General features: G+C 73.3%; 13 protein-coding genes. 6 read left to right on the forward strand and 7 right to left on the reverse strand.

Annotation, left to right across the window (positions count from 1 at the left end; genetic code table 11):
• Positions 1-228: 228 nt before the first annotated feature.
• Entirely contained in the window at positions 229-1,020 is a 792-nt protein-coding gene (locus ABT015_RS32045) for a VOC family protein (protein ID WP_350885413.1), read from the reverse strand.
• Between the two features lie 206 nt (positions 1,021-1,226).
• On the opposite strand from ABT015_RS32045, the gene recD2 reads away from it, so the two are divergent.
• From recD2 to ABT015_RS32060, 3 genes are all read left to right on the forward strand, one after another.
• Positions 1,227-3,461 (forward strand): SF1B family DNA helicase RecD2, encoded by a 2,235-nt coding sequence (gene recD2 / locus ABT015_RS32050; protein WP_350885415.1) that lies wholly within the window; start codon positions 1,227-1,229, stop codon positions 3,459-3,461.
• Positions 3,462-3,686: 225 nt separating this feature from the next.
• A complete protein-coding gene (locus tag ABT015_RS32055; protein ID WP_350885417.1) occupies positions 3,687-4,976 on the forward strand; it encodes a citrate synthase in 1,290 nt (429 codons plus the stop codon).
• Between the two features lie 536 nt (positions 4,977-5,512).
• Positions 5,513-6,232: an SDR family NAD(P)-dependent oxidoreductase gene (locus tag ABT015_RS32060; RefSeq protein WP_350885419.1), complete on the forward strand. Its 720-nt coding sequence runs from the start codon at positions 5,513-5,515 to the stop codon at positions 6,230-6,232.
• A gap of 103 nt (positions 6,233-6,335) precedes the next feature.
• Here ABT015_RS32060 and ABT015_RS32065 read toward each other — a convergent pair whose 3' ends face one another.
• The 3 genes from ABT015_RS32065 to ABT015_RS32075 form a co-directional block, all read right to left on the reverse strand.
• The gene (locus tag ABT015_RS32065) at positions 6,336-8,552 is read right to left on the reverse strand and encodes a heavy metal translocating P-type ATPase (RefSeq protein ID WP_502897455.1); all 2,217 of its coding nucleotides are present in this window, start codon (positions 8,550-8,552) and stop codon (positions 6,336-6,338) included.
• A 176-nt stretch (positions 8,553-8,728) separates the two neighbouring features.
• Entirely contained in the window at positions 8,729-9,058 is a 330-nt protein-coding gene (locus tag ABT015_RS32070) for a heavy-metal-associated domain-containing protein (protein ID WP_402447702.1), read from the reverse strand.
• Positions 9,059-9,094: 36 nt separating this feature from the next.
• Entirely contained in the window at positions 9,095-10,033 is a 939-nt protein-coding gene (locus tag ABT015_RS32075; protein WP_350885425.1) for a PrsW family intramembrane metalloprotease, read from the reverse strand.
• A 160-nt stretch (positions 10,034-10,193) separates the two neighbouring features.
• On the opposite strand from ABT015_RS32075, the gene ABT015_RS32080 reads away from it, so the two are divergent.
• Positions 10,194-11,366 carry a PP2C family protein-serine/threonine phosphatase gene (locus tag ABT015_RS32080; RefSeq protein ID WP_350885427.1) on the forward strand — a complete coding sequence of 391 codons (1,173 nt, stop codon included), beginning with the start codon at positions 10,194-10,196 and terminating at the stop codon, positions 11,364-11,366.
• Positions 11,367-11,439: 73 nt separating this feature from the next.
• Here the strand turns inward: ABT015_RS32080 and dhaL are convergent, their stop codons facing one another.
• Together dhaL and dhaK are read right to left on the reverse strand one after the other, a co-directional pair.
• Positions 11,440-12,090 (reverse strand): dihydroxyacetone kinase subunit DhaL, encoded by a 651-nt coding sequence (gene dhaL, locus ABT015_RS32085; RefSeq protein WP_350885429.1) that lies wholly within the window; start codon positions 12,088-12,090, stop codon positions 11,440-11,442.
• A 13-nt stretch (positions 12,091-12,103) separates the two neighbouring features.
• Positions 12,104-13,099, reverse strand: coding sequence for a dihydroxyacetone kinase subunit DhaK (gene dhaK, locus ABT015_RS32090; RefSeq protein ID WP_350885431.1), 996 nt, complete (start codon positions 13,097-13,099; stop codon positions 12,104-12,106).
• A gap of 157 nt (positions 13,100-13,256) precedes the next feature.
• On the opposite strand from dhaK, the gene dhaM reads away from it, so the two are divergent.
• Positions 13,257-13,649 (forward strand): dihydroxyacetone kinase phosphoryl donor subunit DhaM, encoded by a 393-nt coding sequence (gene dhaM, locus ABT015_RS32095; protein WP_350885433.1) that lies wholly within the window; start codon positions 13,257-13,259, stop codon positions 13,647-13,649.
• A 164-nt stretch (positions 13,650-13,813) separates the two neighbouring features.
• Here dhaM and ABT015_RS32100 read toward each other — a convergent pair whose 3' ends face one another.
• Positions 13,814-15,529, reverse strand: a complete 1,716-nt coding sequence (locus ABT015_RS32100) for a bifunctional 3'-5' exonuclease/DNA polymerase (RefSeq protein ID WP_350885435.1) — start codon at positions 15,527-15,529, stop codon at positions 13,814-13,816.
• Between the two features lie 155 nt (positions 15,530-15,684).
• On the opposite strand from ABT015_RS32100, the gene ABT015_RS32105 reads away from it, so the two are divergent.
• Positions 15,685-17,709 (forward strand): M3 family metallopeptidase, encoded by a 2,025-nt coding sequence (locus ABT015_RS32105; protein ID WP_350885437.1) that lies wholly within the window; start codon positions 15,685-15,687, stop codon positions 17,707-17,709.
• Positions 17,710-17,735 lie beyond the last annotated feature (26 nt).

The following is a 17,735-nucleotide window of genomic DNA, read 5'->3' on the forward strand; positions in this document are numbered from 1 at the left end:
AGTTGCGCTCGCGTCACGCACCACGGTTTACCGGAACTGGACCCGCTGCGAAGGTAAATCGCGCAGATTGATCACGACCGAATACGCGCCCTAGCGCTGGCAGGTCCTCCGCGGTGGCCCGGCGGATCGTCAGGTCAGTCATGATTCAGAGGATAGGCGGGCCCTGTGCACCTCCGCCGCCACTGCCCGTAGCACCCCCTCAGGCCCCTTCTCGGGGGTGATTCGCTGTCACTCCCCGGGCTTGGCACTGGTGATGACGGCGAAGACGGCGCCGTGCGGGTCGTGGAACTGGGCGAGGCGGCCCACGCCGTGGACGTCCATGGCGGGGATCCGCACGGTGGCCCCGAGCTTGTCGGCGATGGCGAGGCTGGCGTCCACGTTGGGGACCTCGAAGTAGGGGAGCCAGTGCGAGGTGGTGCCGCGGGCGGTCTGTTCGGGGCCGAGCTGCATGATGCCGCCGTGGGCGTCGTCGCTGCCGGCGCCGGCGGGGGTGAGGACGGTGTAGGAGGTGCCTTCGAGTGGCACGTCCTGCTCCTGCCAGCTGAAGACGGCCTGGTAGAAGGTCTTGGCGCGTTCGGCGTCGACGCTGTAGCACTCGGTCCAGCAGAGGCTGCCCTCCTCGTTGACGACATCCAGGCCGCGGGTGTCGTGCGGCTGCCAGACGGCGAACTCGGCGCCGGTCGGGTCGGTGTAGCCGGCCATCCGGCCGGCGGTGAAGACGTCGAAGGGCGTGAACCGGACGTGCCCGCCGGCCTGTTCGACGAGTTCGGTGGTGCGGTCGGCGTCGAGGGTGGCGAAGTACAGCGTCCAGGCGGGCAGGGAGCCCTCCTCCGCGAGCGGGCCGAGGGCGGCGACCGTCCGGCCGTCGAGCTGGAAGAAGCCGTACCCGCCGGCTTCGGGGCCGGCCGGGTCGAAGGTCCAGCCGAACAGGGCGGTGTAGAAGTCGACGGAGGCCCGGGTGTCGGGACTGCCCAGGTCGAGCCAGTCGGGGGAGCCGGGGCGGAAGGCGGTGTTGAGCATGGGCACTGCTCCTCGGACGGGGCCCGTACGGGCGCGATCGTGCCCCCCTGCCCGTCCCAGCCTGGCACCTCGGCGGGGGCGCTGCACGGCAGGGGCCCGGAGGCGGTCCTGCCGCGGGGGTGGTTCGGCGCGGGTGCGGGCTTGTCGTGGCCGGGCGGTACGGTGCGTAACGGAAGGTCCACCCGTACTGGTCGAAGGGGGTTCCGGTGGCCAGGCAGGCGCAGTCGGGGCAGGAGGCGCCGCGCCAGCTCGCGCAGGTCGAGGGCGTGCTGGAGCGGATCACGTACGCCAACGAGGACACCGGTTACACGGTGGCCCGGGTGGACACCGGCCGGGGCGCGAACGACCTGCTGACGGTGGTGGGCGCGCTGCTGGGAGCGCAGGTGGGGGAGTCGCTGCGGCTGCACGGGCGGTGGGGCTCGCATCCGCAGTACGGGCGGCAGTTCACGGTGGAGAACTACACGACGGTGCTGCCGGCGACGGTGCAGGGCATCCAGCGGTACCTGGGTTCGGGGCTGATCAAGGGGATCGGGCCGCGGTTCGCCGAGCGGATCGTGGAGCGCTTCGGGGTGGACACCCTGGAGGTGATCGAGAACGAGCCGGGCCGGCTGATCGAGGTGCCGGGGCTGGGGCCGAAGCGGACGAAGAAGATCGCGGCGGCCTGGGAGGAGCAGAAGGCCATCAAGGAGGTGATGGTCTTCCTCCAGGGGGTCGGGGTGTCGACCTCGCTCGCGGTGCGGATCTACAAGCAGTACGGGGACGCCTCGATCGGGGTGGTGCGGAACGAGCCGTACCGGCTGGCGTCGGACGTGTGGGGGATCGGCTTCCTGACGGCGGACCGGATCGCCCAGGCGGTGGGGATCCCGCACGACAGCCCGGAGCGGGTGAAGGCGGGGCTGCAGTACGCACTGTCGCAGAGCAGCGACCAGGGGCACTGCTACCTGCCGGAGGAGCGGCTGATCGCGGACGGCGTGAAGCTGCTGCAGGTGGACGTGGGCCTGGTGATCGACTGCCTGGCGGAGCTGGTCGCGGCGGAGGGGGTGGTGCGGGAGTCGGTGCCGGGGGAGGCGGGCGAGGCGATCACCGCGGTGTACCTGGTGCCGTTCCACCGGGCGGAGATCTCGCTGGCCAACCAGCTGCTGCGGTTGCTGCGTTCGGATTCCGACCGGATGCCGTGGTTCGGCGGGGTGGACTGGCCGGTGGCGCTGGAGTGGCTGGCGAAGCGCACCGGGGCCGATCTCGCGCCGGAGCAGGAGCAGGCGGTGCGGCTGGCGCTGACCGAGCGGGTCGCGGTGCTGACGGGTGGTCCGGGTTGCGGTAAGTCGTTCACGGTGAAGTCGATCGTGACGCTGGCGCTGGCCAAGCGGGCGAAGGTGGTGCTGGCGGCGCCGACCGGGCGGGCGGCGAAGCGGCTGGCGGAGCTGACCGGGGCGGAGGCCTCGACGGTGCACCGGCTGCTGGAGCTGAAACCGGGCGGGGACGCCGCGTACGACCGGGACCGGCCGCTGGACGCCGATCTGGTGGTGGTGGACGAGGCCTCGATGCTGGATCTGATCCTGGCGAACAAGCTGGTCAAGGCGGTGCCGCCGGGGGCGCACCTGCTGTTCGTGGGGGACGTGGACCAGCTGCCGTCGGTGGGCGCCGGCGAGGTGTTGCGGGACCTGTTGGCGCAGGGCGGCCCGATCCCGTCGGTGCGGCTGACCAGGATCTTCCGGCAGGCCCAGCAGTCGGGGGTGGTGACGAACGCGCACCGGATCAACGAGGGGAGGCCGCCGCTGACGGACGGTCTGCCGGACTTCTTCCTGTTCGCGGAGGACGACGCGGAGCTGGCGGCCGGCCTGACGGTGGACGTGGTGGCGCGGCGGATCCCGCAGCGGTTCGGCTTCGACCCGCGGCGGGACGTCCAGGTGCTGGCGCCGATGCACCGGGGGCCGGCCGGAGCGGGGAACCTGAACACGCTGCTCCAGGGGGCGGTGACGCCGGCCCGGGAGGGGCTGGCGGAGCGGCGGTTCGGCGGGCGCACGTTCCGGGTGGGGGACAAGGTCACGCAGGTGCGCAACAACTACGACAAGGGGCGCAACGGGGTCTTCAACGGCACAGTGGGAGTGGTGACCGCCCTCAGCGTGGACGACCAGCGGTTGACGGTGCTCACCGACGAGGACGAGGAGGTGCCGTACGACTTCGACGAACTGGACGAGCTGGCCCACGCGTACGCGGTCACGATCCACCGCTCGCAGGGGAGCGAGTACCCAGTGGTGGTGATTCCGGTCACCATGTCCGCTTGGACGATGCTCCAGCGAAACCTGCTCTACACCGCTGTGACCAGGGCAAGGAAACTGGTGGTACTGGTGGGGTCACGGAAGGCGATCGCGCAGGCCGTGCGGACCGTCAGTGCAGGTCGACGGCATGCGGCGCTCGATCATCGACTGGCAACTGGATGATTATCCAACAGGATGGTTGCCTCTAATGTTCTCTTGACGTGAAGAGATTTACGGCAGAGCCTAGGGTGGTGCCGATCTTGTCTGGTTCGTACCGGCTGCGGCAGCAGGTTTTGTAGGGGCGGGCCCTTTCGGGCCACCCCGGGTGCGCGGCTGTCCTCCAGATGGGGGATGGTAGAGACAGTCAGGGCACCTTGGAAGAGGATTCATTTCGTCGGTGAGGAAGACGTGAGCGACAACTCGGTAGTACTGCGGTACCAGGACGGCGAGTACGAGTACCCCGTCGTCGAGAGCACTGCGGGCAACGCCGGCTTCGACATCTCGAAGCTGCTCCCGCAGACCGGCCTGGTCACCCTGGACAACGGCTTCGGTAACACCGCCGCGTACAAGTCCGCGATCACCTTCGTGGACGGTGACAACGGCATCCTGCGGTACCGCGGCTACCCGATCGAGCAGCTCGCAGGGCAGGGCGGCTTCATCGAGACCGCGTACCTCCTGATCAACGGTGAGCTGCCCAACGCGGACCAGCTGGCCGAGTTCAACCGCGAGATCACCCAGCACACCCTGCTGCACGAGGACGTCAAGCGCTTCTTCCAGGGCTTCCCGCGGGACGCCCACCCGATGGCCATGCTGTCCTCGGTGGTCGGTGCGCTCTCCACGTTCTACCCGGAGAGCCACAACCCGTTCGACGCCGGCCAGCGCCACCTGTCGACGGTCCGCCTGCTCGCCAAGCTGCCGACGATCGCCGCCTACGCGTACAAGAAGGCGATGGGCCAGCCCTTCGTCTACCCGCGCAACGACCTGAGCTACGTCGAGAACCTCCTGCGGATGACCTTCGCCGTCCCCGCCGAGGACTACGAGCTCAACCCGGTGATCGTCAACGCCCTGGACAAGCTGCTCATCCTGCACGCGGACCACGAGCAGAACTGCTCGACCTCCACCGTGCGCCTGGTCGGCTCCAGCCACGCCAACCTGTTCGCCTCGATCTCGGCGGGCATCTCGGCGCTCTGGGGCCCGCTGCACGGCGGCGCCAACCAGGCCGTGCTGGAGATGCTGGAGAGCATCCAGAAGGACGGCGGCGACGTCGACGCGTTCATCACGAAGGTGAAGAACAAGGAAGCCGGCGTCAAGCTGATGGGCTTCGGCCACCGCGTCTACAAGGCGTTCGACCCGCGCGCCGCGCAGGTCAAGCTGCTCGCGCACGAGGTCCTCGGCCAGCTCGGCAAGAACGACGAGCTGCTGAACATCGCGCTCAAGCTGGAGGAGCACGCCCTCAAGGACGACTTCTTCATCTCGCGCAGGCTCTACCCGAACGTGGACTTCTACACCGGCCTGATCTACCGCGCCATGGGCTTCCCGACCAGCATGTTCACCGTGCTGTTCGCCCTCGGCCGGCTGCCGGGCTGGATCGCCCACTGGCACGAGATGATCAACGACCCGACCAGCCGGATCGGCCGTCCGCGCCAGATCTACACCGGCGTCGAGATCCGCGACTACGTCGCCCTCGGCGACCGCTGACGCTGCACCCGGAAGGGCCCGGCCGCCAGGTGGCGGCCGGGCCCTTCCGCGTCCCCGTGCGGTGGGCCCGGGTGGGCGCCCGCGCGGGGACGGAACCGTACGGCGCACGACTCCGGGGCCGGGCCGAAGCCGGGGACGGCCGCTCAAAGCGTCCCTGACCCGCCGCAACCCCGGCGTCGTGCGCGAAGGCCGTCAAGGTCGACGACCGTCCCGGGGCCCGCCGGAGCCCCGTCGGCGGCAGTCGGTGGAAGCGCGGGGACGCATTGCCGTTCGTCGCGTCTCCGCCCCTCGGAAAACTGCCGCACTACCAACCTAAGACGTATCAGGGTGCGAGAAGTTACGCCCGGGGGGTGTGAGCTGCCTCTCGCCACGCTCCGTGTGCGCCTCGTGCCGAGCCCATATCACACGTTCCCGCGCGCGCGACGTCACCCTCCCCGCAGTCACGGCAACCGAGCGTGATAGGAATCGTGGCATTCCGGTACGGACCGTCCCGCACCCTCGCAGCGTGGCGGCGGAGCTGGGGAGGGAGTGCGCAGATGGCCAGGAACGTCGTTGTCACCGGCGGTGGCACGGGAATCGGGTACGAAGTCGCGCGGCGGTTCGCCGAGGCGGGCGAACGGGTCGTGATCGTGGGCCGCCGCCGCGCGGTCCTGGAGAAGGCCGCGGCGGACCTCGGGCCGAACGTCACCCCGCTGGTGTGCGACCTCGCCGACCCCGATGCCGTCGAGGCCGCGCTCGCCGAACTGCCCGAGCGGATCGATGTCCTGGTCAACAACGCCGGCAGCCGGGAGACCGTGATCGGCGCCGGGCCGCACGCCCTGCTGGCCCGCTGGCGCGGCGACTTCGAGCGCAACGTGCTGACCGTGGTGCTGCTCACCGAGTCGATCCGGGACCGGCTCACCCCCGGCGCCGGCCGGGTGGTCACCATCAGCTCGATCGCCGCCCTGCGCGGGGCCGGCTCGTTCGGCGCGGCGAAGGCCTCGCTGCACGCCTGGAACCACTTCCTGGCCGCCCAGTTGGGCACCTCCGGGATCACCGCCAACATCGTGGCGCCCGGGACGGTGGCCGGCACCGAGTTCTTCGGCCCCCGGCTGGACGAGGCCGAGGTCTCCCGCCGGGCGGCCCGCACCCTGCTGGGCCGGATCGGGGAGACCGGTGAGGTCGCGGCCGCGGTCCACTTCCTGGCCTCGCCCGAGGCCGGGTTCATCACCGGCGAGATCCTGCACTGCAATGGCGGCGAGCTGCTCGGGCGCTGACGAGCCGGCGCGGTGACGCCGTGACGCCGTGACGCCGTGACGCGTTGACGCGCGGAAGGGGCCGGACCGGGCGGTCCGGCCCCTTCCGCGTCGCGCGGGCGGGTCAGGCGGGCTGGAAGCGGCGCAGGCGCAGGCTGTTGGTGACCACGAAGACCGAGGAGAAGGCCATCGCGGCACCGGCGATCATCGGGTTGAGCAGCCCGGCGGCGGCCAGCGGGATCGCTGCCACGTTGTAGCCGAAGGCCCAGAACAGATTGCCCTTGATGGTGCCGAGCGTGCGGCGGGAGAGCCGGATGGCGTCGGCCGCCGAACGCAGGTCGCCGCGGACCAGGGTGAGGTCGCCGGCCTCGATCGCGGCGTCGGTGCCGGTGCCCAGCGCCAGGCCCAGGTCGGCCTGGGCGAGGGCGGCCGCGTCGTTGACGCCGTCGCCGACCATCGCCACGACCCTGCCCTCGGCCTGGAGCCGCTTGACGGTGGCGACCTTGTCCTCGGGCAGCACCTCGGCGACCACGTCCGCGGGGGCGATGCCGACCTCGGCCGCGACGGCCTCGGCGACCGCCCGGTTGTCGCCGGTCAGCAGCACCGGACGCAGGCCCAGCGCGCGCAGCCGGGCGATCGCCTCGGCGCTGGTCGGCTTGACCGCGTCCGCGACCTCCAGGACGGCCCGGGCCTCGCCGTCCCAGCCCACCGCGATCGCGGTCCGCCCGGCCGCCTCGGCCGCGGCCTTGGCGCGGGCCAGGACGGGCGGCAGGTGTTGGGCCCGGTCGGCGAGCAGGGCCTCACGCCCGGCCACCACCGCCCGGCCCTCGACGACGCCCTGCACGCCCCTCCCGGGGAGGTTGCGGAAGTCCTCGACCGGCGGCAGCGCGCCGGTCCGCTCGGCGGCAGCCGTGGCGATGGCGACGGCGATCGGGTGCTCGGAGGCGTGCTCCAGGGCGCCGGCCAGGCGTAGCGCCTCGGTCTCGTCGACGCCCTCGGCGGTGTGCACGGCGAGCAGGGTCATCCGGCCGGTGGTGACGGTGCCGGTCTTGTCAAGGACGACGGTGTCGACCTTGCGGGTGGTCTCCAGTACCTCGGGGCCCTTGATCAGGATGCCCAGCTGGGCGCCGCGGCCGGTGCCGACCATGAGCGCGGTCGGGGTGGCCAGGCCCAGGGCGCACGGGCAGGCGATGATCAGCACGGCCACGGCGGCGGTGAACGCCTCGGTGGGGCTGTCGGAGGCCAGGAGCCAGCCGACCAGGGTGGCGAGCGCGAGCAGGATGACGACCGGGACGAAGACGGCGGAGATCCGGTCGGCGAGGCGCTGGGCGGCGGCCTTGCCGTTCTGGGCCTCTTCGACCAGCCGGGCCATCCGGGACAGCTGGGTGTCCGCGCCGATCCGGGTGGCCTCGACGACCAGCCGGCCGCCGGCGTTGACGGTGGCGCCGGTGACCTGGTCGCCGACGCCGACCTCGACCGGTACGGACTCGCCGGTGAGCATCGAGGCGTCCACCGCCGATCCGCCCTCGACCACCGTGCCGTCGGTGGCGATCTTCTCGCCCGGCCGGACCACGAACCGGTCGCCCACGGCCAGGCCGCCGACCGGGATCCGGACCTCGGCCCCGCCGCGCAGCACGGTGACGTCCTTCGCGCCGAGGTCGAGCAGGGCGTGCAGGGCGGCCCCGGCCCGGCGCTTGGAGCGGGCCTCCAGGTGGCGGCCGAGCAGGATCAGCACGGTGACGGCGGCGGCCGTCTCCAGGTAGAGGGTGGACGAGGCGTCGGTGTCGCCGATCGCCAGCGAGAAGTCGTGGTGCATGCCGGGCAGGCCCGCGTGGCCCCAGAACAGTGCCCAGAACGACCAGCCGAAGGCGGCCAGGGTGCCGAGCGAGACCAGGGTGTCCATGGTCGCGGCGCCGTGCCTGAGGTTGGTCCAGGCGGCGCGGTGGAACGGCAGGCCGCCGTAGACCACGACCGGGCCGGTGAGGGCGAAGGCGAGCCACTGCCAGTTGGCGAACTGGAGGGCCGGGATCATCGACAGCATGACCACCGGGACGCTGAGGACGGCGCTGATCAGCAGTCGGTCGTACAGCGGGTCGGCGGTGTCGGTACCGGTACCGGCAGTGCTGCCGGCGTCGGCGCCGGTCGGGAGGGCGGGGGCCGGGGGCGGCGGGAGCTCGGCGGTGTAGCCGGTGCGCTCGACGGTGGCGATCAGGTCCTCGACCGTCACCCCGGGGCCGTAGTCGACCCGGGCCTTCTCGGTGGCGAGGTTGACGGTGGCTTCGACGCCGTCCATCCGGTTGAGCTTCTTCTCGATCCGGGTCGCGCAGGAGGCGCAGGTCATGCCGCCGATCGACAGCTCGACCCGGTCCCGGATCCCGGGGGTGCCCTGGACGCCGGGGGCGGTGGTGACCAGTTCGCTTCGCTCGCTCATGCGGATCGGCTCCTCGGCAGCTCCTCGGTGGGGGCGTACGGCGGGGTCCGCTGCCCGGGCCCCGCCGTACGGGCGTGCAGGGAGGCCTAGGCGCTGCGGCCGACCAGTTCGTAGCCGGCCTCGTCGACGGCGCTGCGGACCTGCTCGTCGTCCAGCGGGGCGAGGGAGGAGACCGTCACGGTGCCGGCCCCGGAGTCGGCGGCGACCTCGGTGACGCCGGTGAGGGCGGAGAGCTCCTCGCTGATCGCCTTCTCGCAGTGGCCGCAGCTCATGCCGGTCACGGTGTAGGTGGTGGTGCTGGACATCCGGGCCTCCGGGAGGTGTGGCGCCCCGGGCGTCGGCCCGGGCTCTACTCTGACAACACCATACCCCTCAGGGGTATTTCCGGGAGGGGTGGGTGACGTGGCACGCGTCACGGGCGCGCGCCGGTCGGGCGTATGTGCCGGATCGCCTCAGGCCGGGGAAGCCGGGAGCTGGGCCGGGATCGGCGCGCGCTCGCGCCGGATCAGCAGCCGCAGCCAGAGCAGCCCGCCCAAGGAGACCACGAGTAGCCCGGCCGTGTCGTAGAGGGTGTACAGGTGCACCTGCTCACTGTCGGGGTGGGGCATGTGGCCGAGCTCGAACAGTGCGCGCTGCCAGGAGCTCGCGGTGGTCTTGGCGACCAGCCAGACGGCGATGCCGCTCGTGCTGTCCCAGAGCGCGTGCAGCAGCGATACGCCCAGGTAGGTGACGACGACCGGGGTGGTGAAGCGGAACCGCCCGCCGCGGCGCTCGCTGAACAGCACCCCGCCGATGATCGCCGTCCACAGGATGTGGCCGACCGGCGCGAGCACCCCGCGCAGGATCTCCGTCTCGACCAGGTCCTCGAGCGAAAGCCCCTGGATGCTCAGCACGGCGTTGAACGCGTACCCGGCGCTCTCGAACGCGGCGAACCCCGCGCCGACGGTGGCGCCGAGCACCAGCCCGTGTCGCAGCCCGCTGACCCGCAGCCGGCGGCTCACCATGACCAGGGCGGCCAGCTTGGCCGCCTCCTCGATCAGGCCGACGGTGACGTACATCCAGGCCGAGGGCGAGACCAGGTAGCTCTCCAGCACCGAGGCGCCCAGGACGCCGATGATGCCGCCGATGCCGAAGCAGGCGAAGATCCGGTCCGGGCCGAGGTCGCCGGCGTAGCGCTCGTAGGCCCAGATCACCAGGGTGGCCGGGACCAGGAAGCTGCCGAGCAGCACGATCGTCGGGACGAGGTTGCTGTTCCCGGTGAGGAACGTGACGACGACGGTGGCGCCCCAGAGCAGCAGGCCGACGGCGAAGACCTTCAGCCAGTGGTCGGACGTGGCCGTCGTGCGGGCCGGGGCGTCGGAGATGCGGGGGGTGTTGCGGTAGCCGGACACCGGACGGGGCCTCCTCGGGGTAGCCGCTTTGGTCGAACTGTATGACAAATAGGGCATTTGGGGGCGATCGGGGCGCTCGTGCGGCGGGCCGACGGACGCGGTGGACGGAAACGCGGTAGGCGGGCGGGTGGGCGCCGCGAACGTCCTTTATGTTCGGTATGTGTTTCCGACTCGCCGCGCCCAGTCCCCCTCGGCCCCCAGCGCCGCCGGGCTGCCGCCGGACCGGCGGCGTGGCGCCCTGCTGGCCGCCGACCTCCAGGACGTGCCGTTCTGGCGGCGCGCCAGCCCGGCGCTGCTCGCCGTGCTCCTGGTCGCACTCGCTGACCTCCTCTCCGGCAAGGACCGCTACCTGGCACCGTTGATGACCGTCGTCCCGGCCGCCGCCGCGCTCACCCTCAGGCCGGGCGAACTGCTCGCCGTCTGCGCGCTCGGCCTGCTCGCCGTCTTCGGGCTCAGCCACTACGACCAGGTCGACAACATCAACGACGCACGCTTCCTCTACGGTGCGATGGTCAGCTACGTCGTGCTGACGGTCTTCTCCGCCTGGGTCGCCAAGATCCGGATGCGGCGCGCGGCGGCCTTCGCGGCCGTCAGCTCCGTCGCCGAGGCCGCCCAACGGGCCCTGCTGCGGCTGCCCGGCCCGGCCGTCGGGCCGCTGCGGCTGGCCGTCCGGTACGTGTCGGCCGCCGACGCCTCACGGATCGGCGGGGACCTGTACTCGGTGCTGGAGACACCGCACGGCACCCGGGTCGCGGTCGGGGACGTCCGGGGCAAGGGGCTCTCCGCCGTGCAGACCGCGGCCGTGGTGCTGGGCGCGTTCCGGGAGGCCGCGTACGACGAGGCCGGGCTGCGGGGCGTCGCGGCGCGGATCGAGGCCAGCGTCGAGCGGCACGTCCCGGACGGGGAGTTCACCACCGCGCTGTTCGCGGAGTTCCGCACGCCCGGGGTGATGGAACTGCTGCAGTACGGGCACGTCCCGCCGATCCGGGTCGACGGCGACGGGCGGGCGCACGTGCTGGACGCCCCCGACCCCTGGGTGCCGCTCGGCCTCGGACGGCTGGCGACCGGCGAGCCGGCCAGCTGGGACCAGCCGTTCGGGGCGGAGGACGTCCTGGTGCTCTGCACGGACGGGGTGGTCGAGGCGCGGCACCGCAAGAGCGGGGAGTTCTACCCGCTGGCGGAGCGGGTCGGGCCGCTGGTGCGGGGCGCCACGCGGTCGGAGGGGGATCTGGAGGCGGCGGTGGGGCGGGTGTACGCGGACCTGCTCGCGCACACGGGCGGGGAACTGCGGGACGACGCCCTGCTGCTGCTGATCGCCAGGACGGACGGCTGAGGGCCGGACGGCCGAGGGCCGGAGGACTCTCTCCCCGCGCGGGCGTCCGCGCGAGGAGAGAGAGGGCGGCGTCTCAGGACGCGGTGACGTCGGCGAGGGCCCGGAAGAGCAGGGCGGTGGAGGTGGCGCCCGGGTCCTGGTGGCCGATGCTGCGCTCGCCGAGGTAGGAGGCGCGCCCCTTGCGGGCCTGGAGGGGGATGGTGTCGCGGGCGCCTTGGTCGGCGGCGTCGGCGGCCGCCGACGCCGCCTCGGGGAGGGCGGCCCCGGCGCCGGCCGCGGAGCGGAAGGCGGCGACGGCCGGGGTGTAGGCGTCGACGATGGTCTTGTCCCCGGGCACGGCCTTGCCGAGGGCGCGGACGGCGTCCAGGCCGGCCGCCAGTGCCTCGGCGACGGTGGCCGGGCCGACGGGTTCGGCGGAGCCGGGCGGGGCGGGATCGGGCAGGGCGGCGCCGATGGCGCGGAAGGCCTTGCCGTAGAGCGGGCCGGAGGCGCCGCCGACCTTGGAGATCAGCGTGCTGCCCACCTTGGTGAGCACGGCGCCCGGGCCGGCCGGCTGGAGGCCGTCGAGGGCGGCCAGGGCGGCGGAGAAGCCGCGCCGGAGGTTGCTGCCGTGGTCGCCGTCGCCGATCGCCGAGTCCAGCTCGGTGAGCCGGTCCTGCTCCTTCTCGACGGCCGCGGCGATCGCGCGGATCCAGGCCTCGGCGAGGGGGGTGTCGAAGTCCATGACGTCTCCCGGCTCAGGCCCGCTTGAGGGCGGGGGTGTCGACGGGCGCGTCCCACAGCTCCAGCAGTTGCGGGTCGGCCTTGGTGAGGGTGAGCGAGAAGCCCGCCATGTCCAGACTGGTGACGTAGTTGCCGACCAGGCTGCGGGCCACCGTGATGCCGCGCTCGGCGAGCCGGGCGGCGACCTCGCCGTAGGCGATGTACAGCTCCAGCAGGGGGGTCGCGCCGAGGCCGTTGAGCAGGGCGATCGCCTCGTCGCCCGGGGCCAGGTGGTGGTCGGCGAGGACGGTGTCGACCACCTCGGCGGCCAGCGCGCGGGCCGGGCGCAGCTTCTCGCGGCGGCGGCCGGGCTCGCCGTGGATGCCGACGCCGACCTCGATCTCGTCCTCGGGCAGGTCGAAGCCGGGCTTGCCGGCGGCCGGGGTGGTGGCCGCGGTGAGCGCGATGGCGAAGGAGCGGGAGGCGGCGTTGACCCGTTCGCCCAGGGCGGCCACCTCGTCGAGCGGGGCGCCGCGTTCGGCCAGCGCTCCGGTGGCCTTCTCGACCAGGACGGTCGCCCCGGTGCCGCGGCGACCGGCCGTCCAGGTGGAGTCCTCGACCGCGACGTCGTCATCGACCAGGACGGTGCGGACCGCCAGGCCCTCCTCGGCGGCGAGTTCGGCGGCGAGCTCGAAGTTCATCACGTCGCCGGTGTAGTTCTTCACGATGAAGACGACGCCGGCGCCGCTCTCCACGGCCTTGGCGGCGGCCAGCATCTGGTCCGGCACCGGGGAGGTGAAGACCTCGCCGGGACAGGCGGCGTCCAGCATGCCGGGGCCGACGAAGCCGCCGTGCAGCGGCTCGTGGCCGGAGCCGCCGCCGGAGATCACCGCGACCTTGGGCCCGGCCGGGCGGGCGGCCCGGGTGATCACCCGGTTGGGGATGTCCACCGTCAGCTCGGGGTGGGCGGCGGCGACTCCGGCCAACGCGTCCTCCAGGACGCTCTCCGGGGTGTTGATCAGCTTCTTCAACGCTCTTCGCTCCCTTGTGCCGGTCGTCGGCCGTGGACGCTGCTGCCCCGACGCTACGCCAGACGGGGGTGACGGGCACGGGGTGCGACACGCGGGATTCGAGTCACTCTCCCGGAGTAGCGGCGTCGGCCGCGGGGTCGGTCGTAGGGTCGGTCGCATGAGCGAACACGTGGGTATCGTCCTGGTCTCGCACAGCGCCCGACTGGCCTCCGGGCTGCGCGAGCTGCTCGCCGAACTCGGCTCGGGCGGCGTGCGGGTGGTGTGCGCGGCGGGGACGGAGGACGGCGGGCTCGGCACCAGCTACGACCTGATCGCGCGGGCGGTCGCCGAGGCGGACGGCGGGGCGGGCGTGGTCGTGCTGCCGGACCTCGGCAGCTCGGTGCTCACCGCCGTCGCGGTGCTGGAGGACGAGCCGCGCCCGGGCGTGCGGCTGGTGGACGCGCCGTTCGTGGAGGGCGCGGTGGCGGCCGCCGTCACCGCCTCGACCGGGGCGGCGCTGGCGGAGGTGGTCGCGGCGGCCGAGGAGGCCCGCTCGTTCCGGAAGCTGTGAGACCGCGGCTGTGAAACCGCAGCTGTGAGGTCGTCGTGCTGAGTTGTCGGGGCGAGGCCACAGCTGTGAGGCCACAGCTGTGAGGCCACAGCGCCGAGGCCACAGCGCCGAGGCCACAGCGCCGAGGCCACAGCGCCGAGGTCGCGGCCGTGACGCCGGGGCGGCTACTTGGCGTCGGCGTAGCAGTCCACCACCGCCGTGGTGAGCGGGAAGCGGACCGGGGTGTCGCCGAACACCAGGCGGCGGGCCTCGTCGGCCGCCTCGGCGACCGCGGCGGCCACCTCGTCGGCGAGGTTGGCCGGGGTGTGCACGATCACCTCGTCGTGCTGGAAGAACACCAGGTGCGGGCGCTCCGCCGGGCCGGCCACCGGAAGCTCACCCAGCCGGCGGCGCAGGGCGGCGAGCAGGGCGAGTGCCCAGTCGGCGGCGCTGGCCTGGATGACGAAGTTGCGGGTGAAGCGGCCGCGGGCGCGGGCCTGCCGGCCGCCGGCCTCGCCGGCCGTGTCGGTGGCCTCGGTGAGGTCGAGGAACTCGGCGGAGGCGGGCGGGCAGACCCGGCCCAGCCGGGAGGCGACCACCCCGCCGTCCTCGCCGGTGCGGGCGGCGGCCTCCACGTAGCCCATCGCGGCGGGGTAGCGGTGGCGCAGGGTGTTCAGCAGCGGGCCGATGTCGCCGCTGGTCTGCCCGTACATGGCGCCGAGCAGGCCGAGCTTGGCCTTGTCGCGGTCGCCCTGGAAGGCGTTGGCGGCCAGCGCTTCGTACAGGTCGCCGCCGGCGGCGGTGCGGGCCAGCCCGGCGTCCTGGGAGAGGGCGGCGAGCACCCGGGGCTCCAGTTGGGCGGCGTCGGCGACGACCAGCAGCCAGCCCGGGTCGGCGACGACGGCGCGGCGCAGGATGCGCGGGATCTGCAGCGCTCCGCCGCCGCGGCTGGCCCAGCGCCCGGAGACCACGCCGCCGACCACGTACTCGGGCCGGAACCGGCCGCCGCGGGCCCAGGCGTCCTGCCAGGCCCAGCCGTGCGCGGCGTGGATCCGGGACAGCTCCTTGTAGCGGATCAGCAGCGCGGCGGCCGGGTGGTCGACGCCCTTGAGCTCCCAGGAGCGGGTGGAGCCGAGCTGGATGCCGTGCTCGGCGAAGGCGCGCAGCACCTGGGTGTGCGAGTCGGGGTTGAACGGACGCCCGCCGAGGGCCCGTTGGAGTTCGGCGGCGAGGTCGGCGAGCAGTCTCGGCTGGGCGCCGGGGACGGTCGGGCGGGGGCCGAGGAGTTCGGTGAGCAGCTGGTCGTGGACGTCGGCGCGCCAGGGCAGCCCGTCGTGCGCCATCTCGGCGGCGACCAGCGCGCCGGCGGACTCGGCGGCGACCAGCAGCCGGAACCGGTGCCGGGCGGCCGGGTCGGCGATCGCGGCGATCCGGCGCTGCTGCTCGGCGTGGACGGCGACGACGGCGGTCAGCGCGTCGGCGCCGGGCGGCAGTTGCAGCCGGTCGGGCGCGAACAGGGTGTCCTGCCCGTCGTCGGCCTCGGCGGAGCCGGGCTCGGGTAGGTCGTCCGGGACGGGCAGGCCGCGCAGCCGGGACCAGGCGGCGCCGAGCGAGCGCGGCGCGCCGAACCGGCCCTCGTGCGCCAGCAGCAGGGCCTCGACCAGGCGCAGGTCGTGGCAGCGGCCGAGCCGGTCGGGCAGCCGGGGCAGCAGCGGCGCGTAGGCGCTGTCGGTGGCGGCCCACACCCAGCGAGGGTGCTCTGCGGTCTCCCGGGCGGCGACGGCGGCGGCGAGGTCGGGGACCTTCTCGGGCGGGCCGAGCGGGGTGCCGGCGTCGTCGAGCGGCTGGAGCCGGCCGCCGGGGCCGTGCGGGTCGGGGGCGAGGGCCGTCCTGGGTGCCACGGGGGCGTCTCCTCTCCGGCGCGCTGTTCTGGCGTGCGGGTACGGGCACGGGTGTGCGGTCGTTCGGGTGTCCGGGCTCGACGTTAACGGGTGGGTACGACAACGGGGGCGGGGGCGCATAGGCAGGGTGGGTGACACCGCGTATGGTCGGCGAAATGACCGAGAACCCGTTCCTCAAGCCCAGCCCCCTGGTCTACGAACTGCCGCCCTTCGCCGAGATCCGGCCGGAGCACTTCCTGCCCGCGTACGAGCGCGGGATGGCGGAGCAGCTGGCCGAGATCGCGGCGATCACCGCGGATCCGCGGCCGCCGACGCCGGACAACACGCTGGTCGCCCTGGAGCGTTCCGGGGAGCTGCTGCGCCGGGTGGACGCGGTGTTCCGCAACCAGTCGTCCTCGGACACCAGCGAGCCGGTCGACGAGGTGGAGACCGCGGTGAGCCCGCTGCTGGCCGCGCACCACGACGCGATTCACCTGGACCGCGCCCTGTTCGCGCGGATCGAGGAGCTGTACGGGCGCCGCGCCGAGCTGGGCCTGGACCCGGAGTCGCTGCGGCTGCTGGAGACCCGGCACACCCGTTTCGTCCGCTCCGGCGCCCGGCTGGGCGAGGCCGAGCAGGCCCGGCTGCGCGAGCTGAACGCCGAACTCGCCGCGCTCGGCACGACGTTCCAGCAGAACGTGAACGCCGCCACCAAGGCCGCCGCGCTGGTCGTGGACGCCGCCGAGGAGCTGGACGGGCTGTCGGCGGACGAGGTCGCCGCCGCTGCGGAGAACGCCCGGGTGCTCGGGTACGAGGGCCGGTTCGTACTGTCCCTGAAGAGCACCTCCGGTCAGCCCGAACTGGCCCGGCTGACCGACCGGTCGGTGCGCGAGCGGCTGCTGACGGCTTCGCTCGACCGGGGCCTGGCGGACAACGGCCCGCTGGCGATCCGGATGGCCGGGCTGCGCGCCGAGCGGGCCGCGCTGCTGGGGCACCCGAGCCACGCCGCGTACGTGGTGGAGGACGAGACCGCGGGCACGGTGGAGGCGGTGTCCGGGCTGCTGGCCCGGCTGGTGGGTCCGGCGGTGGCCAATGCCCGCCGGGAGGCCGCCGAGCTGGCCAAGCTGGCGGCGGCGGACGGGATCGAGGAGATCGCCGCGCACGACTGGGCGTACTACTCGGAGAAGGTTCGGCAGAGCTCCTACCAGGTGGACGCGGCGGTGCTGCGCCCGTACTTCGAGTTGGAGCGGGTGCTCCGGGACGGCGTGTTCTTCGCGGCGGGGCTGGCGTACGGGCTGACCTTCACCGAGCGGCCGGACCTGACGGCCCACCACCCGGACGCGCGGGTCTTCGAGGTGTTCGAGGAGGACGGCCGTTCGCTGGGCCTGTTCATCGGCGACTTCCACGCCCGGGCGTCCAAGCGCGGCGGTGCCTGGATGGACGAGCTGGTGAGCCAGTCGGGGCTGACCGGCCGGCGGCCGGTGGTGGTCAACAACCTGAACATCGCCCGCCCGGCGCCGGGCGAGCCGGTGCTGCTGGCCTGGGACGAGGTGCGCACGCTCTTCCACGAGTTCGGGCACGCGCTGCACGGGCTGTTCTCGGACGTGCGGTACCCGCTGTTCGCGGGCACCTCGGTGCCCCGGGACTTCGTCGAGTTCCCCTCGCAGGTCAACGAGATGTGGATGGTCCGGCCGGAGGTGCTGGCCAACTACGCGCGCCACCACGTGACCGGGGAGCCGCTGCCGGCCGAGCTGGTCGAGCGGATGGTGGCGGCCGAGGGCTTCGGGGAGGGCTTCCGGACGGTGGAGTACCTCGCGGCGACGCTGCTGGACTGGGCCTGGCACACGGTGCCGCAGGGCCGGGAGATCGCGGACGCCGAGGAGTTCGAGGCACGGGCGCTGGCGGAGGCCGGGATCGCGGTGCCGGCGATCCCGCCGCGCTACCGGACGGCGTACTTCCAGCACGTCTTCGCCAGCGGCTACAGCGCCGGGTACTACGCGTACATCTGGTCGGAGGTGCTGGACGCCGACACCGTGCAGTGGTTCGAGGGCAACGGGCGCGCGGTGCGGGAGAGCGGCGAGCTGTTCCGGCGCGAGCTGCTGGCGCGCGGCTACGGCCGGGACCCGCTGGAGTCCTTCCGCGCGGTGGTCGGCCGGGCGCCGGAGACCGGTCCGCTGCTGGCGCGGCGGGGCCTGGTCTAGCCGTTTCCCGGGTGGCCCCGGTGGCG

Origin of the sequence: Kitasatospora sp. NPDC094016 (assembly GCF_040304045.1) — a bacterium.
In the GTDB taxonomy this organism is placed as follows: domain Bacteria; phylum Actinomycetota; class Actinomycetes; order Streptomycetales; family Streptomycetaceae; genus Kitasatospora.

What these genes read in the sequence shown, in the direction of transcription:
- ABT015_RS32045 (WP_350885413.1), bottom strand. Translation starts at nt 1,020, where the DNA reads ATGCTCAACACCGCCTTCCGCCCCGGCTCCCCCGACTGGCTCGACCTG.
- ABT015_RS32060 (WP_350885419.1), top strand. Translation starts at nt 5,513, where the DNA reads ATGGCCAGGAACGTCGTTGTCACCGGCGGTGGCACGGGAATCGGGTAC.
- ABT015_RS32065 (WP_502897455.1), bottom strand. Translation starts at nt 8,552, where the DNA reads ATGACCTGCGCCTCCTGCGCGACCCGGATCGAGAAGAAGCTCAACCGG.
- dhaL (WP_350885429.1), bottom strand. Translation starts at nt 12,090, where the DNA reads ATGGACTTCGACACCCCCCTCGCCGAGGCCTGGATCCGCGCGATCGCC.
- dhaM (WP_350885433.1), top strand. Translation starts at nt 13,257, where the DNA reads ATGAGCGAACACGTGGGTATCGTCCTGGTCTCGCACAGCGCCCGACTG.
- ABT015_RS32105 (WP_350885437.1), top strand. Translation starts at nt 15,685, where the DNA reads ATGACCGAGAACCCGTTCCTCAAGCCCAGCCCCCTGGTCTACGAACTG.